Origin of the sequence: uncultured Anaerococcus sp., from assembly GCF_937934665.1 — a bacterium.
In the GTDB taxonomy this organism is placed as follows: domain Bacteria; phylum Bacillota; class Clostridia; order Tissierellales; family Peptoniphilaceae; genus Anaerococcus.
In genome coordinates, this window is the sequence record NZ_CALGYW010000085.1 from 1 (window position 1) to 24,028 (window position 24,028).

Genomic DNA, 24,028 nt, shown 5'->3' on the forward strand with positions numbered 1-24,028 from the left:
CTTATTTCTTATAATACAAATCATCTGTAGGTCTTTTTCCTTGGAAAATATTTTTATCCAGGGCTTCTAACTTATCCATATAGATTTCAAATACTCCTACCATTGTATCTGAATCTATAAAAGTATTGTCCATTGAATTGTATATTTTTACCACTTCTTCATTTGTAACATCATGTTTATTTATCAATTTTTGCGATAATATAATATTTTCATCTATAGATTTTTGAGCTTGTTTGTAAGTAGATAAAAATCTATCAAAGCTTTCCTTATTGTCCTTTAAGTAATTTTTATTTACTATTATTACATCTGATAGAAAATCACCTTTAGAATCTACACTAGAATTTGGTATCATTGATATAAGCTCATTTATATCAAATTCATAGTATGATTTATCTTCTATAGCCTTTGAATAATATGGTTCAGATAGGATTGCTATTACGTTTTCTGATCCATCCAGGTTCTTTAACAAATCTTTTTGACTGGAGTACGTTTCTGTGCTTATTCTCATTAATCCTTTAAGAAAACCAAGTTTGGTATCAATAAGTTTATCTAATGAATCATTAAGCTCAGGTACCATTATTCTCTTACCTGCCATATCCTTAGGATTATTTATTTGCTTATCTCCAATGATATGGAGATTATTAACGGTAGTTATTGCACTAAGTTTTATATTTTCATTTGTTTTATTATATAGGTCAACAACCTGGTAAGCAGGTACGATTGCTATATCAAAATCTAAATTTTCTATTTGAGTCAAGTTATTTATACTTGTACTTTGGTAAATATCTTTACTTTCCTCACTTAATTTATCCATTACAATATCAGAAGAAAAAGTTGCAGATTTTATATTTACCTTGTTTGTTATAGTTTTTTTCTCTACTTCGATAACGTCCTTTTCAAGTTTTTCAATCTTTTGAGGCTCCTTTTTTTGAAATAGGGTGCAACTAGTTAGTAATAATATAGGTAATATTACTACTAGCAATTTTTTTAATTTATTCACTTACATCTCTCCTATCTTCGAGAGCTCTCTCTAAAGTTAATTGGTCAAAGTACTCTAGGTGAGATCCTACTGGAATACCCTGGGCAATTTTTGAGATTTTTATATCCCTTCCTTTTAGGAGATTGGTTATAAAAAGAATAGTGGTTTCTCCTTCTATGGTTGAAGAAATTGCAAGTATTATTTCCTTGATATTCTCTTTATCTAACCTTTCCATAAGCTTATCTATATTTAGCTTATCTGGGCTTATATCATCTGATGGCGAAATTAGCCCACCTAGAACATGGTATTTGCCCCTATAGGCACCGGATTTTTCTATAGCGATTAGATTTCTTACATCTTCTACTATACAAAGATACTCTTCTTCCCTGGTAAAGTCCCTACAAATATTACAGGTCTCTTCTTCGGTAAGATTTCCACATATTTTGCAATGGTGGATTCTCTCCTTGACTTCTATTAAGGATTTGGAGAATTCTTCAACGCTTTTTTGTTCTTCATCTACTATGCTCATCGCAAGTCTTTCAGCGCTTTTCCTTCCTATAGTTGGTAATTTTTGAAATTCTTCTATTAAATTATTTAGTGACTCTGGTAAAATCGCCATTACATTAAACCAGGAATATTAATTCCACCGGTTAGTTTACCCATATTTTCTTCATTAAATTTGTCAGCTTGGCTAATAGCATCATTAATGGCAACCATGATTAAATCTTGGAGCATTTCAACATCATCTGGGTCAACTACATCTGGGTCTATTTTTATAGATTTTACTTCTTTTTTGCCGTTTACTGTTGCTTCTACTACTCCACCTCCTGCAGAAGATGTAAATTCTTTTTCTTCAAGCTCTTGTTGAGCCTTTTCCATATCTTGTTGCATCTTCTTTACTTGTTTCATCATATTGTTCATGTTTGGCATTCCGCCTCTAAAATTTCTTGCCATTATTTCCTCCTATTTTATAATTAATTCATTATCAAAAATATTTTTAAGTTTATCTATTGTATCACTCGAATCTTTTTTAGTTCCTTGTTTCTTTTCCTTATCTTCTTTTCCTGTAAGTAAAGTAAAATTCACTTCTTTTTTTAGAATAGTAGAAAGCTTTTCACTTATTTCATCTATTTTAGTTTCTATGAATATCCTATAAAACTCATCTTCTATAAAAAGAGTAAAGTCCTCACCTGTATATTGATAATTAAATCCTTCGTCTTTAAAAAGACTATTTAGCATAGTTCCAGATGTATAAACAATCATTTCTCTTATCTCATGAACTGTTTTAGGATCAAGAGTTATACTAGAAGAAATATCTTCACTAGTAGGTATATCCGCTTTCCCTTGATTCTTATCTTTCTTATTATCCTTAGCTAAAGTTTTACCAGTATCAATCTCACCTAAAACTTGATTTCTACTATTGCTATCCTCATTAACAGAACTTTGATCATAAGAACTCACACTTGGAGTGAAATTTTCTAACCTTTTATCTATTATTCCGTTAATAGTATCAACTATATCTGACTGTCCTAATCTTTCAAGTTTCTCAACTCTCGATCTTAAACTATTAATATCTACTGTATCAATTAGCCTTAAAATCAATACTTCGCTTAGTATGTCAGTGTTAGATGAGCTATTAATTTTGATAGAATATTCATTTAATATATCAAGACTTGTTAATATTCTTTCTAAGCTTATATCCTCTATCTTTTCTTTTAGAAGTTTAAGTCTTTCTCGATTTTCAAAATCTGCCTCATCTCCGCCTATCTTTAAAAGCATTAAGTCCCTATAAAAATTAATTAGAGAATCTACTATATCAAGGTTGGACTTACCATCGTCTCTTATGGAAACAAGGTATTTTAAACTTTGCCTTTGATCTTTTACTAAAATACTTCCTACAAGCTTATCAACCTTTTCAAAATCTACTGAGCCTAAAATAAATTCTACGTCTTTTAGCAAAAATTCTTTCTTATCAAAAGATAAAACCTGGTCAAGGATGCTAAGAGCATCTCTCATCGCTCCTTTGGCCTTTCTTATGATAAGATCAATGGCTTCATTTTCCATTTTTATATCTTGATCTTTTAAGATTATATTTATCTGCTCTTTGATTTTAGATGAATCTATCTTATTAAATTCAAATTTTTGAACCCTTGATAAAATAGTCTTAGGAATTTTTTCAATCTCTGTAGTTGCCAAGATAAATACCAAGTGTTTTGGTGGCTCTTCCATGATTTTAAGTAGAGCATTAAAAGCTTCCCTAGTTATCATATGAGCCTCGTCTATTATGTAGACCTTATATTTTAAATTTGCAGGTGGATAAATAACATTATCTTTAAGATTTCTTATATCATCTATTCTTCTGTTACTAGCAGCATCCATCTCTACAACATCAAGACTTGTCTCTTCATCTATCTGCCTACAGTTTTCACACTCTAGGCATGGAGATCCATCTTTTGGATTTAAACAATTGATTGCCTTAGCAAAAATCTTTGCCGCCGATGTCTTACCACATCCTCTCTCTCCCGCAAATAAATAGGCGTGAGAAAAATTATTATTTTTTACTTGATTTTTTAATACATTTATAACCTTGTCTTGACCAAGAACCTGGTCAAAAACCCTAGGTCGATATTGTCTATATAAAGCTTTTGCCATAGCCTTCCTTTCTCCCTACTAATTATACCACATTATTAAAAAATATTTAGATTTTTATTTTGCATAAAAACCAATCTAAGGTATAGTAAGTTATTGTAGCATGGAGAGCTGTCCGAGCGGTTGAAGGAGCACGATTGGAAATCGTGTATACAGTTTTTATGTATCATGGGTTCAAATCCCATGCTCTCCGCCATGCACTAGACAGGGAACTAGCGGTGCCTTGTAACCTGCAATCCGCTATAGCAGGGTTTAAGTCCCAATGGAGGGCTTTTAGCAAAATAAAAGAATAGGAAAATTAGTGTTGATTGATAGATCTTACGCAACATAAGACTGTGAACCATGTCAGGAGGGGAACCTAGCAGCATTAAGCAGCCTCTTATGTGTGCCGTAAGGCAACCTATCATGAGCTAGTTCTCCTAGAACCTATATTAGGCTAACTGTTCGATATTGGGTGTGCTTACATATAACTAACTCCAAGTCATCTTGGAGTTTTTTTATACTTAAAATATAATTTGTGTTATAATAATACTAGATATGAGAGGTGATAAATTGATTGGAGAAAACTTTACCAAACTTTTTAATAGACCAACTACCAACCTAATGATACCAGCAAGCCAAGTAGCAGTGGTAAACGAAAATGATTCCTTACTCCATGCAACTTTAGTTCTAGCTTCTTCTGGTTATCAGATCATACCTGTAATTGACGATGATAACTGTGTTAGAGGGCTTATATCCATACCCCAGATAGTAAGAAGTTTTGATAACCTATCGCTTTTTAACGAAGAAAAGCTTGCAAAATTACAAGTAAAAGAAGCAATGAACCAAGTAGTTCCGATCTTGTTTGATAATTATGAACTTGAAGATGTAATTTCTCTGTTAATCGATAATAACTTTGTATGTATAACTTTGAAAAATGGTTATTTTTTAGGCATCATTCCAAGAAAGGTTGTCCTAGAAAGATTTACTCAAGTAGCCCACAATTTAGAAAAAGAATATAAACTCATAAAAAAATAGTGATGTAACAGAATAGGCAAGCTATTCTGCCATCACTATTTTAATTCTTATACTATTTTAAAGACAGCTGAACCAAAATCTTCAATTCCTATCTCTTCACCTTTTTTCACTTTACCATTTATATTTCCACTACCACCGTATTTTAAATCATTAGTATTAATAATCTCCTCTAGGCTATATGGACTGGTTATCTCGTAGTCAATATCAGTAAAGTTTACTAGGACTAGGAATCTCTCTTTTTTAAATGATCTCTCATAGGCATAGATGCTATATCCATCAACGTCAAATATTTTAACTTCAGACTCATCAGAAGAAAAAACCTTAGTAGTTAGGAAAATTTTTGCTAAGTCTTTATAATATGCATTAAATTCTTTATTTGAAATTTCTTCTGGATTAAAATCATTATATATAGAAAATGTCCTCATATCAGCAAGCTCATCACCCATAAAAATTAACTTAGATGATTTTAGAGTCATCAAAAAAGAAAATAGGGTTTTTAGTTGTTCGATCTTTCTATCATCAGAAAACATCTTCATAGCAAGGTTTGCCTCATGTAAGAAGCTATCAACATATGAAAAACCGAAGATCTTGGATGGATTTTCATTTTGTATTAAATTTCTGATATAAGCTTGATAAGACGCCCTATCTATTGGTAGTTTTTGGAAAACTTCCGTAATTTTTCTAAATTCGCTATCAAATACTAGGTCAAAGTCTACGCCTAAATCTTCATAAACTCCGTTAAAACCTGCAAGTGAATAGGATTTATTTTTATCTATAAGACTATTTATATTTTTTAATAGGTCTATCCAAGCTTCATTTATCCCCCTATTTATATCTCCCTGCCAATAAAGCATATTTTCAGCAGATGGGAAATATATGGCATCTACCCTTAATTCTTTGACATAATAATTTACAAGTGATTGCAAATAAGATTTGGTTAAATTTTTCTCTGGATCAAAATTTATTGAACCGTAATAATTATGTTTTATATTTTCATAATCATAGTTGTAGAGGTTTGTGCCGTCAAACTTATCTAAGTATAAAAAATCCGGATCAAATTCTGCTATATCAAGCTCAACTATTAGTCCGATTTTTTCCTTGTGAATGAGGTCAACAAAATATTTAAAATCATCTAAACTACCATATCTTTCAGAAAATGCAAAAAGACCAAGGGATGAATAACCCATTTGCTTATAGTTTTTATATTCAGATATGGGCATAAGCTGGATGTGAGAAAAGTGATTTTCTTTTAGGTGACCTATAAGATCTTCATAAACTTTAACCTTATCTTCCCTGTCTCTAAAAAGAGAACCTAAATGGACTTGATAAATATTTTTTGGTTTAGAATTAGCCTTCTTATGTTTAAATTTATAGGTCGAGTCATAAATTATAGAAACTCCCTCATCTAAGGATATTTTTTTTGAATAAGGATCTAGTTTTTTATATAAGTTACCGTCCTTATCTTCAACAAAAAATTGATACCTATCTCCATCTTTTACTCCATCAATACTTACAGAAAAAACTCCTGTTGAGTATTTTCTAAGTGGAGCTTTCTCCCAATTATTAAAATCACCTGCAAGATAGACATTTTTCGCTTCTGGAGCAAGAAGTCTAAAAATATAATCCTTATCTTTTCTCTTATGGGCCCCAAAAAATTCAAAGCCCTCTGATGATTTACCATTAAGGTAATCTCTAGTATTCATTTTTTATCCTTTCTCTAACTTTATTCATATTCTTCATAACCTTTAATCATTGACCTTACAACCTCTATCATCATCCAATCAACTTTTTTTGACCAATCAGGATCAGTTGCGTAAAGTTTGCCTATGCCATTAGTAGATACTCCATTATAAAACTTCCCATCCTCACTTAGGTATTCATTTTTTAAATGTTTTGCCACTGTAAAAATAGAAGCTCTTTCGTCCTTAAAATCTGTTGCTAAATTGTAAGGGTCATGGTCAACTGCATTAAAGCCAAATAAATTTTTCTTATTTTTATAAAGCTCACTTGTGCCGTTTCCAGTTTCATGTTTGGCCATAGCCATAAGTAAAATTGGATTGACCCCTTCTTCCTTACTAGCGTCTTTAAAATCTTTTTCTAGACCCAGTAAATTTGTACCTCTTAGGCCCCAACCTAATTCTTCAGTAGAAAACTGGGTAAGATTTAGGGGATAAAAATCACTTGTATCCCCTATCTTTGTAGGTCCTTTTTCTATGAAATCATCTAAATCTTTTTTTAACTTTTCAAATCTTATATCTCTCATATCCTTTAAATTTTTTGTCTCATCAGATATCTGTTTCAAACCTAATAAAAGGGCTTCTTTCCTATTTACCTTTACTTCACTAGCATAGGCCTTATTAACTAGGGTTATATTTAGGAAAATTAAAAGCATCAAGAATATAAAATTATTAATAAAACTTTTTTTATATACCATAAGTCTCCCTTATATATAAAATATATATTAATAAAATTATATGCTTAATGCTCTATTTATCAAGCTTTCATTTTTCTTGAGCCAGGCTTAATAGCTGGTGTATCCTTTAAATGATCAGGTAAATCATCAGGATCCCAGGCATTTACCTCTATTTTTGCTGCTGATACTAGGGGTAGGCCATCTATTTCATCCTTATGTGACCTATTGACTATAGATGTTAAGGCAACTACTTCCCCACCGTTATCTCTAATAACATCAACTGTTTCAAATGAAGATTTACCAGTTGTAATTACATCTTCTACTATTAAAACCTTTTGACCTTCTTTGATTTCAAAGCCACGTCTTAGGGTCATTTCGTTATTTTCTCTTTCGGTAAAGATAGCATCAACACCTAGGGCCCTTGCTACTTCATAGGCAATAATAATCCCACCCATGGCAGGACCAACACATAAGTCAACTTCTATCTTAGCTTCTTTTAACTTTGCTGCAATTATTTTGGCTACTTCTTCACAGTATCTTGGGTTTTGGATTAATTTTGCACATTGGACATATTTGTCAGAGTGTTTCCCACTTGATAAAATAAAGTGACCTTCAAGTAAGGCGTGAGATTTTTTTAATAATTCAATTGTTTTTTCCATTTTTTCTCCTATAAAATTCCGACTATATCGTTAATACTGTCTATCTTATTATCAGTACAATATTTCTCTAAATTATCTATTATGTCAATCATTGTATCTAGCTTTGAAAAGTTTGCTGTACCAACTTGGATAGCAGAAGCTCCTACCATCAAAAATTCTAAGCAGTCTTCTACATTCATTATTCCACCCATGGCTATAACTGGTATATCCACAGCTTGGGCTACTTCATAGGTCATCCTTAGGGCTATTGGTTTTATAGCTGGACCTGAAAGACCTGCAGTTTTATTATCAAAAACAAATTTTTTTCTTTTAATATCAACAGCCATGGCATTAAAGGTATTAACCAATGAAACTGTATCTGCACCGCAATCTTCTGCTATTTTAGCAAACTCTCCAATATTGGTGACATTTGGTGATAACTTTACAATTAGTGGATAGTTGGTTTCTTTTCTTACTAGGCTAATGACCTCCCTCGCCTTAGCTGGATCTGTACCAAAGGCCATGCCCCCTTCTTTAAGGTTTGGGCAAGATATATTTAGCTCAATCATATCTACATCGGTCTTGTCAAGTTTGGCTGCTCCTAGCTTATAATCATCAAGGCTATGGCCACCAAGGTTAGCAATAGTAACTGTATCGTACTTTCTCATAAAGACTAATTCATTTTCTATAAAATGGTCAATACCTGGGTTTTGAAGACCTATTGAATTCATTATACCTGCTGGTGTTTCATAAATTCTAATACCAGGATTGCCTGGATTTTTCCTTAAGGTTAATCCTTTAGAAGAAATTCCACCAAGTTTATTTAGGTCTATGTAGTCTTTATACTCTTCACCAAAACCAAAGGTTCCACTTGCTGCAATAATAGGATTTTTAAATTCTACTCCAGCAATATTTATTTTTAAGCTCATTAAAATATCCTTTCTGCATCAAAAACTGGGCCGTCTTTACAAACTCTAATAAAATCACCATTTTTATCTTCTACTGTACAGCCTAAGCAAGCTCCAATCCCACATCCCATATGGGCTTCCATAGAAACTTGGATTTTAGCCTTAGTGTTTTTCTCACAAAGAGCCTTAAGCATTGGGTTTGGGCCGCAAGCATAGATAAGATCATAATCATCTGGATTTATCTTATCTAGAATAAACTTTCCCTCATCTCTTTCTGAACTAGTTATAATCTTTCCTACATAGGGTTTAAATTCATCTACAAAATAAGGATCATCTGCAAAACCCGCATAGAAATCTGCCTTGGTTTCAAGGTTTTTAGCTAGTTCTAAAAGTGGAGCTATACCGATTCCTCCAGCAACTATGGCTATTTTTTTATCATCAGTTTTTACAAATCCATTGCCAAGTGGACCGAGGACAGAAACTCCGTCACCTTCATTAAGGTCAGCAATAAGCCTTGTACCCTTTCCAACAACTTGAACTAAAAATACCAACCTATCTTCCCTTCGATCGCATACTCCAAAGGGTCTGGCAAGAATTGGATCTTGCCTAAAGGAATCTGCTCTTAGCATAAAAAATTGGCCAGGATTTGCATCTAGATTTATATCTAGGCTAATTTTTAAGATTCCAGGTGCTATTTCGACATTTTCTAAAACTTTACATGGTCTATAAGCTTGCATTTTTAGCTATTTCCTTATATGTTTCTATAGTCTTTTCTCTGGCATATTTCCCAACATTTGCCTCTCCATCTTCAAAATTCATCCAGTTTTTAAGTATGGCTCTTGATGAGTTTACAGCACCAGCATTAAGGTCATTTAGAAGCTTATATACATTCATACTATCAGCAGCTTGGGCACCAAATCCAGGTATTAAGAAAAACATTTTATCATATCTTTTCCTGATTTTTTCAACTTCCTCACTGTGGGTTGCTCCTACCACAAGTCCAACAGGACCGTAGCCAGATTTGCCGATATAATTTTCATTTACCTCTTTTAGCTTATCTCCAATTGTATAGAAAAGCTCTTCGCCATTTGTTTCTAAAACTTCAAAGTCATTGGCACCTGGGTTTGAAGTTCTAAGAAGAACAAAAACTCCCTTTTTGCCTGATTCTAAATAAGGTAAGTATGGAGAAATTGAATCCATGCCCATATATGGATTTAGGGTGATAAAGTCCACCTCAAAATCGCCTTCAAAATGAGCTTTAGCGTACATAGTTGCTGACGCTGCTATATCACTTCTTTTAACATCCCCTATAGATAAAAGGTCTAAGCTCCTAAGGTAGTCTAAAGTATTTTTATAAGCTAGCATACCTTCAAGACCATAAGACTCATAGTAGGCAATTTGTAGCTTATAAATTGCACACACATCTTTTGTAGCATCTATAATTTCTTTGTTATAGGTAAATAAGGCTTCGTGAATTTCTTTTCCTTCTTTCATAGAATCAGGAATATAATCCATAGATGTATCTAAGCCTACACAAACAAAGCCTAATTTTTCGACCCTATCATATAACTTATCTATTATTTTCATATTTTAATACTCCTTTTCTATAAACTCTTTCAACTACGCCATAAAGTGTCTTTCCTATCATTAGAGAATTTTTGGACTTAGATTTGATATCTTCTTCCCTATATTCATAAGACTTATCTAAATCAACTAGGGTAAAGTCAGCAACATAACCTGGCTTAAGTTTACCTTTTTTGATATTTAATATTTCAGATGGCTTAGTTGACATTATCCTTACTAGGTCGTTTAAGGATATTAAACCTGATTTAACTAAAACTTCATAGCAGGTTGAAAAAGCTGTCTCAAGGCCTATAAACCCTGGTGCATTTTGCTCTTTCTCCTTGGCAGAGTGGGGAGCATGGTCAGTTGATATGGCATCAACATAACCTTCTTTTATCATTTGAAGTAAAAAATTCCTATCTTTTTCTTTCCTAATAGGAGGATTTACCCTTACCTCATCCCTAGCCTTATCTGCAAAATATAGATGGTGGGGAGTAACCTCACAGGTAATCTTAGCTCCTAGATCTTTGAAATACTTAATGGCTGTCATTGCCCCCTTGGTGGATACGTGAGAGAAATGAACTGGCATGTCAAGCTTATAAGCATAGTAACAATCCCTTAAAGTCATGGCATCTTCTGCTACTTCATAGTCTATAGCAGAAACCTTGGCTACTTCCTCGTGGAGGGTCATCTTTACACCTAGTTTTTTTGCCCTAAACATTGCTTGATACATTACCGAATCATCATTTACCCCTACCCCATCATCTGAAAGAAATTTTACAGACTCTGGCAAGCTATCAAGGTGGTCAAGAGTTTTACCATCAAAATTTTTAGTTATGGTATAAACTTGGTCTATCTCAATTAAATCAAGGTCTTTTCCTCTTTTTATAATGTCTTCATATATTTCAGGGCTTGATACAGTTGGTTTAGTATTTCCCATCAATAGAACATTAGTAAAACCACCCTTTAAGGCCGCGTGAGATCCTGTTTCCAAGTCTTCCTTGTAGGTAAAGCCCGGGTCCCTAAAGTGAACATGAAGATCAGTAAAAGAAGGAAGGAGGGCAAGATTGTTACAATCTACAATCTCGTCAGCTTCCTCTTTTGGGAATTTTTCTACAATTATTCCATCTTGCACATAAAGGTCATTTTTAGAAATTTTTACGTCATCAAAGCCGTAAAAGTTGGTAAAAATTTGCTTCATCTTATTCTTCCACGTCGTAAATGTGGCCACAGTAGGCGCACTTGTAAGTCTTCTCTTCTTTATTTATAAGGATAAATTCGCTTTGAACTTCTCTTTCACTTGTTGATACACATTTTGGATTTTGACAAGTAAGGATATCAACAGCTTTTTCTGGAAGCTCTAATTCTAATTTCTTAACTACTTTTTCGTTTTCAATTATATTTACAGTTGCTGTTGGGTCTAAAATTGAAACAGCATCTAGGTTTATTTTCATATTATCAGCAATTTTTAGAATATCTTTTCTTCCATACCTAGTTGAGCTGGCATTTAGAATAATAGCTACTTCATTTTTTATATCTTTTAGGTCTAATAATTTATAAATTTGCATACCAAGACCTGCTCTTATATGGTCTATAACAATTCCATTTTTAATACTTGTAATTTCAATCATTGTTTGCCTCCAATAATTTTATAATTAGTGCCATTCTAACATACATACCAAATTTTGCTTGATTAAAATAAACTGCTCTAGGATCACTGTCTACTTCTTTAGCTATTTCATTTACTCTTGGAAGTGGATGCATAACTATCATATCTTCCCTAGCCCTATCCATTTTTTCCTTATCTAAAAGATAAGAGTCTTTTAGCCTTGTATATTGGGCATCTGAGTAAAACCTTTCTCTTTGAATCCTTGTCATATAAAGGATATCTATCTTATCTATTACCTCATCAAGACTTCTTACTTCTTCATATTCGGAATTTTCGTCAAATACTTCTTCTTTTACATATTGTGGAAGCTTTAATTCTTCTGGGGAAATTAATATGTATTTATTTCCCTCGAAAAGATTCAATATCTTGATTAGAGAGTGGACTGTTCTACCATATTTTAAATCACCACAGATACCTATTACATGGTTATCAAAGTTTTCTTTGTAATTACTAATAGTTAGCATATCTGTTAGGGTTTGTGTTGGGTGTTGGTGACCCCCATCTCCTGCATTTATTATTGGACAATCTGCAACAAGACTTGCTAGATAAGCTGCACCCTCTTGAGGATGGCGCATGGCTATAATATCTGCATATTGGCTAACTGTTCTAACAGTATCTTGGAGGCTCTCACCTTTTTTAGCGGATGAAACACTAGCGTCTGAAAATCCTACTACAGAACCTCCTAGTCTATTCATAGCTGACTCAAATGATAATCTAGTCCTTGTTGAAGGCTCAAAAAAAAGAGTCCCCAATAACTTCCCATCTGCATAGTGAGAAAAATCGGCTGGACTCTTATAAATAGCATTTCCTAGGTCAATAATTTCAAGTAAATCTTCCTTTGTTAGGTCGTGTGAATTTAATAAATTTTTTATAGAAATCATACTGTCTCCTTTTATTTTTTAAAATTATACCAGTATATTTCCATCTGTCAAAATTATAGTTCACTGATCAAATCTGAGATAGATTTTGTTGTAACCATCTCCTTATCAAGCTCTAAATCATCAAGGATTTCGTCAATTTTTGATTGGTTGGTAAATTCAATTTCCATATAAGGATGTGGGTAAGTTTTCTTATCCCAGGTATCTATATCAAATCTTTGACCCTTATACCTGTAAGATATTCTTTCTTTTTCCCCCTTATATTTTAATTTTATTCCCATCTTTTCTAAGATAGATGTCATCATGGATACAGAATCTATATGAACTGTAAATTCATTATTTATCCTTACTTCTTCGTCACCCTTAACTTCTTTAAAAGTTAACTCTATTGGCGATTTTTTGCCATCAACTGTACTTTCTCTTATCCTTAGGTATCCCTTTTCAAATTCACCGTTTTCAGGCTCAAAGGTATAGTTTGTCTGTAGCTGTCTACAAACTTTTTTTCCACCTAAGTCTATAAGTTTACTTTCTATTTCTTCAGGAACTATTCCTAAAACTTTTACTTCTATTTCTCTTTGCATTATCCTATCCTTACTGGGTCGAAGTCCACATAATCGCTTGATACGCAAACTAAGTTGACCCCTTCAAAATTTCCTTCTTTTATTAGTCTGTGACCACTTCCATGAAGATGGCCATATATTAAACTATGAGCTTTAAATTCTTTAGCTAGGTTAAAAAAATCGTTCAAAGATCCATCTGTATTAATTGGTGGGTAATGGAGATTTATAATGATTTTTTTATCCGACTTAGAACTATTAAGTGAATTTTCAAGCCTTAAAAGTTCCCTTTTATAAATTTTTTCATCATGGTATGTAAAATCCTTACTATCCCTACTTATCCATCCCCTGGTCCCGCAGATTAAAAAATCTTCAACTTCGAAAGAATTGTTTTGTAAAAATTCTATACTTTCTAATCCAAGCTTATTTAGTTTATTTAATGAAGACCACCAATAATCATGATTTCCTTTCATCATTATTTTTCTTCCGGGGAGCCTATCAATCTTTTTAAGGTCAATCTCTGCATTTTTAATATCCATAGCCCGAGAAATATCACCAGGAATTAAGACTGTGTCTGTGTCTTTAATTTTATTTTTCCAGTTAGTGAAAATTCTCTCTTGGTAATTTTCCCAAGCCTCTCCAAAGACCTCCATAGACTTTTCTTCCGTATAATCTAGGTGGAGGTCAGCTAGAGCATATATCATCTATCCTCCAAATGTATTTTGTTTATATCTATATTTTCAGCTACAAGAAATTCTTCTTCGCGTTTATGGCAGGTAAAATAAATTATTTGTCTTAAAGATGCTTCATCTAATAACAAATACAAAAACCTTATGAGTCTTTCTATATCATAATTTATGAAGGCATCATCAAAAATCAAAAATGAATCCTTTATACTCTCCCCCACTAAGCTTAATTTCACAGCAAGATTTACTTGATCAAAAAAACCCTTAGATAACTGGTCTTCTGTATAGGTAAAGTTTGTCTTATCCTTAATTTGAGGCTCTAAGTCTTTATCAAAACTTATATCAAACTTTGACTTACTAGTGTCATTTAAGATGCCCTTGATTTTTTTATTTAACTTATAAATATCGGCTCTATTCTCATCTGCCACTTCTAGAATTGTTTTTTTTGCAAGGTTAATTGCCTCTATTTCATCCTTAATACTTTTATACCTTTTATTTTGATAATCTAAATCATCTCTTAAACCCGCTTCTTTTTGTAATATATTATCAATTGACAATAAGTTTTTTTCAAGAGTATGAATTTTTAATCGTAATTCTTTTATACCTTCTTCAAGTCTTCTAATTATTTCTAGTTCTTTAAGATTATCATAAGTTTCAAAATCAAAATCTATCTCATTTCCATCTTTAAAAAGACTTAAATCTTGCTTTTTTAAAATCTCTAAGACCTCTACTGTTTTTTCTCTCTCTTTTAAAAGACTTTCGTACTTAGCAAAGCGGCGTCTTAAACTATTATACTCAGCTTGGCTATTTCCTCCATCCTTATCATTTTTTGTTAATAATAAATAAATAAAAGGAAGAGTAAGTATAAAAATAGGATATTTTTTAAAAATTATACCAACAATAACTATAACTAAGATAGAAAGAATATAAATAATCCTATAGTCTATTTTATCCTTGTTTTCATCACTATAGTCCTCTAGGTTTAGCCCTTCTAGGTCACGGTAGGCTTCTAATTCTTTGTTGATATCAAATAGCTTATCAGACCACTTCCTATAGGATTTAAAGTTTTCATCAGATCTTTTTTGATTATAAAATTGATTTATTTTCTTTTTTTTCTGATAGTCTTTTTCTTTTTTTTCAAGCTTGGCTTTTAAATCTTCTAGTTTTTTAAAAGACTTATAAAAATCTTTCTTTAGCCTATCTATTTCACTTAAATTTTCTTTTAAATTTTCTATTTTTTGTCTAGTTTTAAAAAAAGGCTTGGTATAGGCTCTTTCTGTACCTATATCTTTTAACCTAGTGTCAAGAATTTCTAGGGAATTTTTGATAGAAAAATTATAATCTATGTCAGATCCACCGAGTTTTTCTAAAATTTTCTTCTTACTATCTGTGTCTATTTTTTGCAATTGTTCCGAAGATATATAGGCCTTATAGATATCATAGTCTACCCCTAGAAAAAATTTGCCAGGAGCATTTAAGTCGGATTTTTTGAGGTCAACTTCTCTGTTTTCACTTAGGTTAACCACCCTATAGTCTCCGCTATCAAAATCCCTAAAAAGGAGATAGGTTATAAAATCTTTTACAACTTTCATCTCTCCTGCATAAATATAGGAAGATTTGGGCCTATAAATTTCCCTCTTATTTGAAAAACTTGTCCTTACCTTCCCCTCATCAAAACCATAAAACATTCCCTCTATAAAATTCTTTATTGTTGTTTTACCGCTTTCGTTAAGTCCGTAAATAAGGTTAAAGGAAGGTCCTAATTTTATAATTTTATTTTGAAACCTACCAAATGACTTCATATTTAATTCTTCAATAAAAATCCTAGTCATTTTTACTCCTATAAATAGCATCAAGTCCTAATTCCAAGGCTCTTTTTTGAAGGTCACTTAAATCTTCAGGGAATTTTTCAGCGTATTTTTCCAATAAAGAATTTGGATACAGGTGAACTAAATCATACAGCGAGGCATCCTCGCTAATCTTTAGGTCCAGTAGGGACACCTTTAAATCCTTTTCTAACTTCTTTTTATTAATCTTGCCATTAAGCTCTAACCTGAGGTAATTTTCCTTATTATCTTCCAGTTTATGTTTTAGGTAAGAGGATAAGTTATCCTCATTTTTAAAATCACTAAGCTTTAACTTATAGTCATAAAACTTCATTATAGATGAATCTATATGACTTATATTTCCTTCATCATAGTAGATATAACCATAATCATAGGTATCAGAAAAATCACTAGGCTCAATTGATCCTGAATAATATATATTATCTCCAAAGTCTTCCCACTTATGGATATGGCCTAAGGCTACATAGTCAAAACCCACATTCTTTAATTTATCTAAGTTTAAATTTAAGTATGGACTAGCCTGATTATTTATGCTTGCGTGGCAAAGTAAGATATTAAAATACCTATCATCTAGCCTTGTGTCATAAGGAAATTTGCCCTTATATATCCTATCACTGTAGGATAGGCCGTAGATCCTAGTTGAGTCTATTTCATAATACTCAAGATTTTCACTTGAGAATATATGAAAATTACTAGGCTTCATTTTTAATATTGCTTCATTGTCTTCACTTATATAGTCATGGTTTCCCGCTACATAAAAAATATCCTTATCAAAATTTTCAAGGATTTCAAAAAGCTCTTTGTAATCTTTTAGGGTAAAAAGGCTTCTTTCATATAGGTCGCCTGCCATAAGTAAAAAATCTACGTCCTTATTAGTATCTAAGATATTTTTTAATGATTTTCTATTATTTTCCCTAATTTTATTTGATAGCCCACTTTTAAAATCAAACCTATCTCCAAGATGGCAATCAGCCAGGTGGATAAATTTCATATTAGGTTTACACTTTCTATTAGCTTTTTATTATCCTTAATATTATAAACTGTTAGCGATCCATTATCTATCCAAAAAGATTGCCAGTTAGCTAGGTCTTTTAAGATCCAAAATAAACTTGACCTTATAGCTATACCGTGGCTTATAGCAAGGATATTTTTATCTCCTTTTGATTTTTCATCCAAAAAATCTCTAAGCCTAGCTACAACATCTTTCCTAGATTCACCATTTGGGTATTTCAGGTCAAAATAAGCATCTTTTTCTTTCTCGAAAAAATCTTTATAGTTTTTCCTTACATCAAAAACACCTTGGCCCTTAAAATCTCCAAAATCCATTTCATTAAGTCTTGTATCTACTAAAAAATCATCAAAACCTAGTATTTTTGCTGTCTCCTGGCTTCTTATAAGACCAGAAGTATAAACTTCATCAATTTCATAATCCTTAAGCAAGGCCTTGGTCTTATCTAATATATATAAACCTGACTTTTCAAGTCTTGTGTCAGGTGTAGAGTATTTTTTTTCTATATTTGACATGGTAAGTCCATGTCTTACAAAAATAATTTTCATAATTCACCTCTTTAATAATTATAACAAAGTTTATCTTTTTATCTACCTTTGCATAATAAAAGACGGTTTCCCGTCTCTTATTATTCCCCACTTGACATGGCTTCTGCCATATCAATTTTCTTTAATTTTTTGTGTACATATACTAGGATTATCAGAGATAAAACTAGGGTAATAGCTGCAGATACTATAAAACTTGGTGGGTGAAGTTTATAAGCTAGCATAATATTTCTTGGAGCAACTAGGTCAATTATATACCTAAACATAAGATAGCCTAGCCCAAAACCAAATACTATTCCTAAAAGAGTTAGTATAAATATTTCTCTATAGATATAGGAAGTTACTTCTTTAGGATAAAATCCTAAAACTTTTATAGTTGCAAGCTCTCTTTTTCTCTCGCTTACATTTATATCAGTGATATTATACAAAACTACACTTGCAAGGACAGATGAGATTAAGGTGATTACTACTATTACTAAATTTAAATTATCTAGTAGGGCATCCATAGACGCATAGGCCTTGCCAGTATTTATTACAGCGAGGACTGACGGAGTGTCTTCTAATTTCTCAATTATCTTTTTAGGCTCACCTTTAATATAATTAGCATTTATTTCTACATCTTCTCCGGCTAATTTTTCATAATAATCCTTCGATAGGTAGAGATAATCTCCTACGTAGTTTTCTGCTACGGCTCCAATTTTTACATCAAGATCTTTATCATCAACTCTTACCTGAATTTTGTCATTTTCTTTTAGGCCAAGTTTTTTGCTGGCATTTTCTGTCAGAACTGCTTGAGATTTTTCTAAGTCTAAAAGATTTTTCCTATTTTGTCTTAGGGAAACAAAATCCTTAAACTTTTTATTATCAGATGGAGTTACTATAGATATTTCAAGATCTATACCATCTTTCGATAGGTTAGCTGTATCATTTTCTATTGAAAGAGTCTCGTAAGAATTTACCTTATTTTCATAATTCTTTTTATCTTCATTACTTGCCTTTTCATCTAAGATTGCAACTGCCTTATAGTTATGAAGTTCGTTTTGCTGGATGGATGCGGTATCTTTTAGAGAGTCAATCATGGCAAAGCCAAAAAATATTAGGGCTGTACATCCTGCTACACCAAAGATTGTCATAAACATCCTAGACTTGTACCTAAAGAGGTTTCTAGCAGTGATTTTTTGCATAAATGAAAGGCGTTTCCATATTGGCCTTATCCTCTCAAGTAAAATCGTAGAACCTTTCTCTGGACTTAGCGGAAGTAAAAGTCTTGCAGGAGTTTCTTTGACAGTTTCTTTTGAAGTAAAGAAAACAGTTAGACTTACTAAGATAGATGATAGAATAATTGATCCAACTATCACAGCCAAGGAGTTGACATACTCCACATCGAGGATTTCAAAACCTGTTGAGTAAGCATCAAAAATAACCCTAACTATTATAAGTGTTCCTAATATTCCACCTATTATGGACCCAACTACTGTTGGTATTAATCCATATATATAAAATCTTTTAGCTATCATTTTGTTAGTATAACCTAGGGATTTTAAGGTACCGTTTATTATCCTTTGTTCCTGGATATATCTTTTCATAGTTGTTAGAGTAACTAACATGGCTACCATATAGAAAAATACTGGAAATACTTTTGATAAGGAATCCATATTTAAGGAATTTTTGTAATAAGTATCAAGGCCTTGGTTGTCAAATATAGTCTCCACATCATACTCTGGATCTCTAAGCTTTAACAGAGCTTTTTTATTATCAGAGATTTGCTTTTTGCCATCCTCAATTTTCTCTTCTGCCTCACGCTTTTTGTCGTCAAATTCCTTAAGGCCCTTCTCATAGTCTGTTTTAGAACTAATAAGCTTTTTATAGGCATCTTCTAATTTTCTTTTGCCCTCTCTTTTATTAAAAGCAAGCCTATCCCTACCCTCATAATACTGGGCCCAACCCTGGTTTATTTCTCTTTGGTTTTTATCAATTTCAGCTTGAGCCGTATTCATTTTATCTAAGGCTTCTTTCTTCTGGGCTTCAAAGTCAGCTTTACCTTTATTATATTCATCAAACCCAGCATTTAACTGAACTTCCTTTTCTTCTATTTCTTTAAGAGCTGCAAGAAGAGGAGCCTTTTCTTTGTCAATTTGAGCCTTGAGATTTTCATAATTAGGATTTTCTTCTACCAAAGATGGATCTTCATCACTAGATTCGTTTATTAAGGCATCACTTTTTTCCTTTGCAGCCTTATCTATAGCATCAAGCCCGTTTTGAATTTCCGATTTTTTCTCATATAGCTTTGCTTTAGAAGCATTTAATTCGTTTAGCTTTGCCTCTAATACTTTTTCACTTTCTTGAATTTTTGCCTCATATTCTCTCTTAGAAGCAGCCAGAGTATTTTTAGAATCTTCAAGCTTAGCTTGTCCATCTTCTAGCTTTTTTCTTGATCTTACTAGCTCATTTTCACCGTTTCTTATTTCTCTTTCAAACTTATTTTTATTAGCTTCATATTTACTAAAACCATCATCTAGATTTTTTTTAGCATCTTTTAGGTCTTTTTCTGTGGTAGTAAGCTTATCTTCTGCCTTATTTATATCTTCTTCTGCATCAGATATTTTTTCATTAGCGTCAGTTTTTACCTTTTCTAAAACCTCTTTAGGCCTTTGATATATATCATCTTCTAACTTATCTTTTTTAGCCTTGATAAAGTTTATATACTCTTTGCTTGTCTTATCCATATCAAGAGATTCTTTATAAGAAATATTTACTTCATTAAATTTCTCACTTGTAAAATTATTAGAATCTATAAAGGCAAGACCTTCTATTTCTTTTTTTCCAAGTGGAGATAGGTCTCTCATATCTTCCATAAATTTCTCACTTGTAGTAAAAAAACCAACTACTTTATAACCAGTATTACTTATTTTTGAACTTTCTTTTTGATCATAATTTATATAGGAAAAACTAAGCTCATCTCCTAACTTATAAAATTTTTTAAGAGACTTATCAAGAATAATTTCATTTTCATTTTTGATTAAAGACCCTTCTTCTAGGTTTATTTTACTAAAGTCCTTATCAAAAGACTTAAGTCTAATAATTTTTTCCCCATCCATTAGGTCAATAGATTTTATATAGGAAATATCTTCTATATCCTTATCACTTTCCATAAGAATTTTATCTTCATAGTCCATTGGATAAGTTGACTTTACAATGATATCCGGATGACTAAATTTATTTAAAGATGATTTTAGGCTTTTTCTCATTGAAGGTCCGGTAAGGTTTAGGGCGACTATTACCATTGTCGCAAGCCCTACCATGACCCCTATAGAAAAAACTTTTCCTTTAGTCTTTTTAATATCCCTCAGGATATTTTTTATATAGGTCTTATTCATACTACCACTCGAGCTCTCTTACAGGGATTGGATTTTCATTTGTATATGACTTTAAAATCCTCCCGTCTTTTAATTCTATAACTTCATCAGCCATGGGTTTTATAAGTGAATTATGAGTTATTATAATTACTGTTGAATTAAATTTTCTAGAAGCATCTTGGAGTAGTTTTAGGATATTTTTACCTGTTTGATAGTCAAGAGCTCCTGTAGGCTCATCACATAAGAGAAGTTTTGGGTTTTTTGCAAGGGCTCTTGCTATGGCTACCCTCTGCTGCTCCCCACCAGATAGCTGAGAAGGAAAGTTTGACTCTCTTTTTGCTAATCCCACCTGACTTAAAACTTCATCTGCATTCAAAGAACCCTTAGAAATCTCACTCGCAAGTTCGACATTCTCAAGAGCTGTAAGATTTGGGATTAGATTATAGTGTTGAAATACAAACCCTACATCATCTCTACGATATTTTGTAAGTTCATTTTCATTAAGCTTACTTAGGTTTTTCCCGTCTATAAAAATATCGCCACTACTTGCTTGTTCCATCCCGCCAATTATATTTAAAAGTGTAGTCTTTCCAGCTCCTGATGCACCAACAATTATTAAAAGTTTACCCTCATCTAAGTTAAAACTTATCTTATCATTAGCAAGAATCTCAGACTGGCCTGACTTATATTTTTTACTTACTTCATTTAACTTTATATAAGACATAGAAACCTCTTCTTTCTTTATCTTTATTCTTTATATATACCCGTTTTAAGGCAAAATAAAAGAGCCAGAGGCCCTTAAATGTTTTTAAATTTATCTCTTACTTCTTCTATTTTTCCACAAGTCATTTTCCCCTCAGGACAAGGTCCTCCTATGCATGATGGACCAGCCGTTTGAAATACATTTGGATAGATGTCTTTAACAAGTTTAACCATTTGATCAGACATTTCTCTAATCTCCCACTGGGCCCTGTTGCAAGACCTTAGGTTGAAAAAGTGAAGGAGGGTCCTTGCATTCATTGTAAAAACTATTTTAGTCTCACAAGCATTAGGAAAAACATATCTAGCATCCTCAATTGCCTTTTTAGAAGCCTTACTTTTTGCCGATTTTTCATCTTCTCCCTCATTAATTAAAGTTTCATAATGTTTTTTACTAAGAATTTCAGTAAGTCTATCATAGGCTTCTTGGTCTTTTTCCATAGCTTCTATAAAAATCTTCCTTGCTTCTGGATCATCCTTTATGTGAGGTGGGATTATATATTCAAAACCGTCAAGTTTTACATATCTTTGTGACTGTTGGGAATAAGAGGCAAGCCTATGACGTACTAACTGATGAGTTAGAGTCCTTGAAACTCCTTCAACTGCAAAAGTAAAAGAAATATGCTCTATAGGACTTAAATGGCCTAGACTTGCAAGCATTTTTACATATTTTGCTATTGAATCTGGGTCTTGCTTTTTGGAAATTTCATCAACACCTACGGGTGAATAACATAGTTTCCCCGCCTGGGCTATAGTCTCTTCCCCATTTTTTGTATAATTTAATAAACTAACTTTTAACTTTGTTTCTGCCATAATTGCCTCCCTTTATTGTCACTTATTATACCATTTAATTAAACTAAGGCTCTTCTTAAAAGCTTTTTATAAGACTTATCTATCAATATAGCCCCAAGTGGAGCTGTAATAATAATTCCAAGGACTGCTATTGATAATATAGACATACCTGAATCTAAACCATTACTAAGGGCAACAGATCCTATAGCCGCTTGCACTGTAGCCTTTGGAGTGTAGGCAAAAACAGTAAAAACTTTCTCTTTCTTATTAAGTTTACTTTTCCTTACAGAAATATATACACCTATAGACCTAATTAGAAGTCCTAAAATTATTAGGATAATCCCTGTAAAACCAATACCAGTCATATAGTTTATATCAACCTCTGCCCCAACTAGGACAAATAGTAAAATTTCTGCAAATATCCATAATTTAGCAAACTTGTCTGAAAGTCTTTTAACCACACTTTCGTCTGCCTTTAACTTATAGTAAGAAGCCATAGCAATTACTGCGAGAAGGCCTGAAAGAGGGATAATATTTTTTAAAATATCCTCAAGGCTAACAAGCAAGAAAGCAAGGGCTAGAATTATTATTACCTTTGTTGAATTTCTTATATAAGAACCTTTATTATATTTTCTTTCAAAAAATAAGTACAATAAATATCCTATCACAATTCCAATAAAAATTCCTAAGATAATAGAGATAGGCACTTTAAATAAGGCCTTATAAGAAAATCCTTCGCCCTTTGCCATTGCAAGAAATGATGAAAATAAGACCAAAACAAAAACATCATCGCAAGATGCCCCAGCTAGAATCATTTGTGGGATAGACTCGTCACTTCCATAACCTTCATCAATTAGCTTTACCATCCTAGGTACGACTATGGCAGGAGAAACTGCGGCCATTACAGAGCCCATAAGTAGGGCGTTTATGAGATTTAGGCCTAAAAGCTTTGGCACAAAAATCCCGTATGCTAGAATTTCAAAACTTGCAGGTAAAAATGATAATAAAATTGCCGCTGGTCCAACTTTCTTTAAATCTTTTATATCAAGACTAAGTCCTGCTTTAAGTAAAATTACAATCAGGGCAATAGTTCTTAAATCTGATGAAATACTTAATATATTTGTATCTAGCAAATTTAAAACTTGAGGTCCTAAAATAATTCCTGTAAAAAGCATACCAATAATTCTAGGTAGCCTTAACTTCTCAAATATTTTCGCAAAAATCATACCCAATATTATAATAAGCCCAAGTGATAAAATCATAAACCCTCCTTACTAATAAAAAAGCTGACAACCCTACAAAATGTAGAAGTCATCAGCACACGCGTTTTAGATTATAATTATCAAGGGAGTACTTCATTCCCTAACTTTAATTATATGCAAATTTTTCCTAAAATCAAATATTAATATTATTAATTGAAGGGTACAAAAGTCTTACCCGAATCAATAGATTTATATTTTTTAATATTGCTATTTATATCCTTACAAATTAGTTTAATAGAGCCATCTTCATCTACTAATACAGAAATATCAGGACTAGTATCAGGAATTTCTGAAATAAAAGATAAGATATCATCCTTAATCTCAACAAAAAACCACCTGGACCTAGCCCCTGCCCTATCAATTTCTACAAGTCCATATGGTGAATTTGGGAGTTGTTTTACATCTTCTAGGCTAAATTTATTTAAAATTTCATATTCATTAGTATTCTAATATTCCAAATTACTTTTATTTGTATTTTACTTTGATACACGCTATTTCTCC

At 32.3% G+C, this 24,028-nt stretch carries 23 protein-coding genes, 1 tRNA gene, 1 other RNA gene and 1 riboswitch; of the genes, 3 read left to right on the plus strand and 22 right to left on the minus strand.

Going from position 1 to position 24,028, the window contains the following annotated elements; translation table 11 throughout:
- Position 1 precedes the first annotated feature (1 nt).
- Genes Q0410_RS04805 through dnaX form a run of 4 tightly spaced genes read right to left on the minus strand, consistent with a single transcriptional unit; the run spans position 2 to position 3,631 of the window.
- The gene (locus Q0410_RS04805) at positions 2-1,000 is read right to left on the minus strand and encodes a hypothetical protein (protein ID WP_299033587.1); all 999 of its coding nucleotides are present in this window, start codon (positions 998-1,000) and stop codon (positions 2-4) included.
- Positions 993-1,598 carry a recombination mediator RecR gene (recR, locus tag Q0410_RS04810; protein ID WP_299033591.1) on the minus strand — a complete coding sequence of 202 codons (606 nt, stop codon included), beginning with the start codon at positions 1,596-1,598 and terminating at the stop codon, positions 993-995. Before recR ends, Q0410_RS04805 begins: the two co-directional genes overlap by 8 nt.
- A complete protein-coding gene (locus Q0410_RS04815) occupies positions 1,598-1,933 on the minus strand; it encodes a YbaB/EbfC family nucleoid-associated protein (protein ID WP_299033594.1) in 336 nt (111 codons plus the stop codon). Before Q0410_RS04815 ends, recR begins: the two co-directional genes overlap by 1 nt.
- Before the next feature lie 9 nt (positions 1,934-1,942).
- On the minus strand, positions 1,943-3,631 hold the full coding sequence (dnaX, locus tag Q0410_RS04820) for a DNA polymerase III subunit gamma/tau (protein ID WP_299033597.1): 1,689 nt from the start codon (positions 3,629-3,631) through the stop codon (positions 1,943-1,945).
- Positions 3,632-3,733: 102 nt separating this feature from the next.
- On the opposite strand from dnaX, the gene Q0410_RS04825 reads away from it, so the two are divergent.
- The 3 genes from Q0410_RS04825 (at position 3,734) to cbpB (ending at position 4,645) form a co-directional block, all read left to right on the plus strand.
- Positions 3,734-3,824: transfer RNA gene (locus Q0410_RS04825), tRNA-Ser, on the plus strand.
- Positions 3,824-4,090: signal recognition particle sRNA large type (gene ffs / locus Q0410_RS04830), an RNA gene on the plus strand. Before Q0410_RS04825 ends, ffs begins: the two co-directional genes overlap by 1 nt.
- A 90-nt stretch (positions 4,091-4,180) precedes the next feature.
- Positions 4,181-4,645: a cyclic-di-AMP-binding protein CbpB gene (cbpB, locus tag Q0410_RS04835; RefSeq protein ID WP_299033600.1), complete on the plus strand. Its 465-nt coding sequence runs from the start codon at positions 4,181-4,183 to the stop codon at positions 4,643-4,645.
- 47 nt (positions 4,646-4,692) lie between these two features.
- Here the strand turns inward: cbpB and Q0410_RS04840 are convergent, their stop codons facing one another.
- The 18 genes from Q0410_RS04840 to Q0410_RS04925 form a co-directional block, all read right to left on the minus strand.
- Positions 4,693-6,348, minus strand: a complete 1,656-nt coding sequence (locus tag Q0410_RS04840; RefSeq protein ID WP_299033603.1) for a glycogen-branching protein — start codon at positions 6,346-6,348, stop codon at positions 4,693-4,695.
- A gap of 20 nt (positions 6,349-6,368) precedes the next feature.
- Positions 6,369-7,079 carry a glucosaminidase domain-containing protein gene (locus Q0410_RS04845; protein WP_299033606.1) on the minus strand — a complete coding sequence of 237 codons (711 nt, stop codon included), beginning with the start codon at positions 7,077-7,079 and terminating at the stop codon, positions 6,369-6,371.
- 59 nt (positions 7,080-7,138) lie between these two features.
- Positions 7,139-7,717 (minus strand): orotate phosphoribosyltransferase, encoded by a 579-nt coding sequence (pyrE, locus tag Q0410_RS04850; RefSeq protein WP_299033609.1) that lies wholly within the window; start codon positions 7,715-7,717, stop codon positions 7,139-7,141.
- 8 nt (positions 7,718-7,725) lie between these two features.
- Positions 7,726-8,625, minus strand: coding sequence for a dihydroorotate dehydrogenase (locus Q0410_RS04855; RefSeq protein ID WP_299033612.1), 900 nt, complete (start codon positions 8,623-8,625; stop codon positions 7,726-7,728).
- Positions 8,625-9,341 (minus strand): dihydroorotate dehydrogenase electron transfer subunit, encoded by a 717-nt coding sequence (locus Q0410_RS04860; RefSeq protein ID WP_299033615.1) that lies wholly within the window; start codon positions 9,339-9,341, stop codon positions 8,625-8,627. Before Q0410_RS04860 ends, Q0410_RS04855 begins: the two co-directional genes overlap by 1 nt.
- A complete protein-coding gene (gene pyrF / locus Q0410_RS04865; protein ID WP_299033618.1) occupies positions 9,328-10,191 on the minus strand; it encodes an orotidine-5'-phosphate decarboxylase in 864 nt (287 codons plus the stop codon). The genes Q0410_RS04860 and pyrF overlap by 14 nt, the downstream gene beginning before the upstream one ends.
- Positions 10,175-11,368: a dihydroorotase gene (locus Q0410_RS04870; RefSeq protein WP_299033621.1), complete on the minus strand. Its 1,194-nt coding sequence runs from the start codon at positions 11,366-11,368 to the stop codon at positions 10,175-10,177. The genes pyrF and Q0410_RS04870 overlap by 17 nt, the downstream gene beginning before the upstream one ends.
- 1 nt (position 11,369) lies before the next feature.
- On the minus strand, positions 11,370-11,798 hold the full coding sequence (locus Q0410_RS04875; RefSeq protein WP_299033624.1) for an aspartate carbamoyltransferase regulatory subunit: 429 nt from the start codon (positions 11,796-11,798) through the stop codon (positions 11,370-11,372).
- The gene (pyrB, locus tag Q0410_RS04880) at positions 11,791-12,717 is read right to left on the minus strand and encodes an aspartate carbamoyltransferase (protein ID WP_299033627.1); all 927 of its coding nucleotides are present in this window, start codon (positions 12,715-12,717) and stop codon (positions 11,791-11,793) included. Before pyrB ends, Q0410_RS04875 begins: the two co-directional genes overlap by 8 nt.
- Positions 12,718-12,770: 53 nt before the next feature.
- Positions 12,771-13,295 (minus strand): class IV adenylate cyclase, encoded by a 525-nt coding sequence (locus tag Q0410_RS04885; protein ID WP_299033630.1) that lies wholly within the window; start codon positions 13,293-13,295, stop codon positions 12,771-12,773.
- Positions 13,295-13,975, minus strand: a complete 681-nt coding sequence (locus Q0410_RS04890; RefSeq protein ID WP_299033633.1) for a metallophosphoesterase — start codon at positions 13,973-13,975, stop codon at positions 13,295-13,297. The genes Q0410_RS04885 and Q0410_RS04890 overlap by 1 nt, the downstream gene beginning before the upstream one ends.
- A complete protein-coding gene (locus Q0410_RS04895) occupies positions 13,972-15,789 on the minus strand; it encodes an ATP-binding protein (protein WP_299033637.1) in 1,818 nt (605 codons plus the stop codon). The genes Q0410_RS04890 and Q0410_RS04895 overlap by 4 nt, the downstream gene beginning before the upstream one ends.
- On the minus strand, positions 15,782-16,795 hold the full coding sequence (locus Q0410_RS04900) for a metallophosphoesterase (RefSeq protein WP_299033640.1): 1,014 nt from the start codon (positions 16,793-16,795) through the stop codon (positions 15,782-15,784). The genes Q0410_RS04895 and Q0410_RS04900 overlap by 8 nt, the downstream gene beginning before the upstream one ends.
- Entirely contained in the window at positions 16,792-17,361 is a 570-nt protein-coding gene (locus Q0410_RS04905) for a histidine phosphatase family protein (protein WP_299033643.1), read from the minus strand. Before Q0410_RS04905 ends, Q0410_RS04900 begins: the two co-directional genes overlap by 4 nt.
- An 80-nt stretch (positions 17,362-17,441) precedes the next feature.
- Positions 17,442-20,735: an FtsX-like permease family protein gene (locus Q0410_RS04910; protein WP_299033646.1), complete on the minus strand. Its 3,294-nt coding sequence runs from the start codon at positions 20,733-20,735 to the stop codon at positions 17,442-17,444.
- A gap of 1 nt (position 20,736) precedes the next feature.
- Positions 20,737-21,438, minus strand: coding sequence for an ABC transporter ATP-binding protein (locus Q0410_RS04915; RefSeq protein WP_299033649.1), 702 nt, complete (start codon positions 21,436-21,438; stop codon positions 20,737-20,739).
- A gap of 74 nt (positions 21,439-21,512) precedes the next feature.
- Positions 21,513-22,286 carry an FAD-dependent thymidylate synthase gene (thyX, locus tag Q0410_RS04920; protein ID WP_299033652.1) on the minus strand — a complete coding sequence of 258 codons (774 nt, stop codon included), beginning with the start codon at positions 22,284-22,286 and terminating at the stop codon, positions 21,513-21,515.
- 38 nt (positions 22,287-22,324) lie between these two features.
- A complete protein-coding gene (locus tag Q0410_RS04925) occupies positions 22,325-23,527 on the minus strand; it encodes a sodium:proton antiporter (protein ID WP_299033655.1) in 1,203 nt (400 codons plus the stop codon).
- 36 nt (positions 23,528-23,563) lie between these two features.
- Positions 23,564-23,637: riboswitch (Fluoride riboswitch) on the minus strand.
- Positions 23,638-24,028: the final 391 nt, after the last annotated feature.

Bases quoted from the DNA above. Each gene is read 5' to 3' on its own strand.
- recR (WP_299033591.1), bottom strand. From the start codon at position 1,598: ATGGCGATTTTACCAGAGTCACTAAATAATTTAATAGAAGAATTTCAA.
- Q0410_RS04815 (WP_299033594.1), bottom strand. From the start codon at position 1,933: ATGGCAAGAAATTTTAGAGGCGGAATGCCAAACATGAACAATATGATG.
- dnaX (WP_299033597.1), bottom strand. From the start codon at position 3,631: ATGGCAAAAGCTTTATATAGACAATATCGACCTAGGGTTTTTGACCAG.
- Q0410_RS04840 (WP_299033603.1), bottom strand. From the start codon at position 6,348: ATGAATACTAGAGATTACCTTAATGGTAAATCATCAGAGGGCTTTGAA.
- Q0410_RS04845 (WP_299033606.1), bottom strand. From the start codon at position 7,079: ATGGTATATAAAAAAAGTTTTATTAATAATTTTATATTCTTGATGCTT.
- pyrE (WP_299033609.1), bottom strand. From the start codon at position 7,717: ATGGAAAAAACAATTGAATTATTAAAAAAATCTCACGCCTTACTTGAA.
- Q0410_RS04855 (WP_299033612.1), bottom strand. From the start codon at position 8,625: ATGAGCTTAAAAATAAATATTGCTGGAGTAGAATTTAAAAATCCTATT.
- Q0410_RS04860 (WP_299033615.1), bottom strand. From the start codon at position 9,341: ATGCAAGCTTATAGACCATGTAAAGTTTTAGAAAATGTCGAAATAGCA.
- pyrF (WP_299033618.1), bottom strand. From the start codon at position 10,191: ATGAAAATAATAGATAAGTTATATGATAGGGTCGAAAAATTAGGCTTT.
- Q0410_RS04870 (WP_299033621.1), bottom strand. From the start codon at position 11,368: ATGAAGCAAATTTTTACCAACTTTTACGGCTTTGATGACGTAAAAATT.
- Q0410_RS04875 (WP_299033624.1), bottom strand. From the start codon at position 11,798: ATGATTGAAATTACAAGTATTAAAAATGGAATTGTTATAGACCATATA.
- pyrB (WP_299033627.1), bottom strand. From the start codon at position 12,717: ATGATTTCTATAAAAAATTTATTAAATTCACACGACCTAACAAAGGAA.
- Q0410_RS04885 (WP_299033630.1), bottom strand. From the start codon at position 13,295: ATGCAAAGAGAAATAGAAGTAAAAGTTTTAGGAATAGTTCCTGAAGAA.
- Q0410_RS04890 (WP_299033633.1), bottom strand. From the start codon at position 13,975: ATGATATATGCTCTAGCTGACCTCCACCTAGATTATACGGAAGAAAAG.
- Q0410_RS04895 (WP_299033637.1), bottom strand. From the start codon at position 15,789: ATGACTAGGATTTTTATTGAAGAATTAAATATGAAGTCATTTGGTAGG.
- Q0410_RS04900 (WP_299033640.1), bottom strand. From the start codon at position 16,795: ATGAAATTTATCCACCTGGCTGATTGCCATCTTGGAGATAGGTTTGAT.
- Q0410_RS04905 (WP_299033643.1), bottom strand. From the start codon at position 17,361: ATGAAAATTATTTTTGTAAGACATGGACTTACCATGTCAAATATAGAA.
- Q0410_RS04910 (WP_299033646.1), bottom strand. From the start codon at position 20,735: ATGAATAAGACCTATATAAAAAATATCCTGAGGGATATTAAAAAGACT.
- Q0410_RS04915 (WP_299033649.1), bottom strand. From the start codon at position 21,438: ATGTCTTATATAAAGTTAAATGAAGTAAGTAAAAAATATAAGTCAGGC.
- thyX (WP_299033652.1), bottom strand. From the start codon at position 22,286: ATGGCAGAAACAAAGTTAAAAGTTAGTTTATTAAATTATACAAAAAAT.
- Q0410_RS04925 (WP_299033655.1), bottom strand. From the start codon at position 23,527: ATGATTTTATCACTTGGGCTTATTATAATATTGGGTATGATTTTTGCG.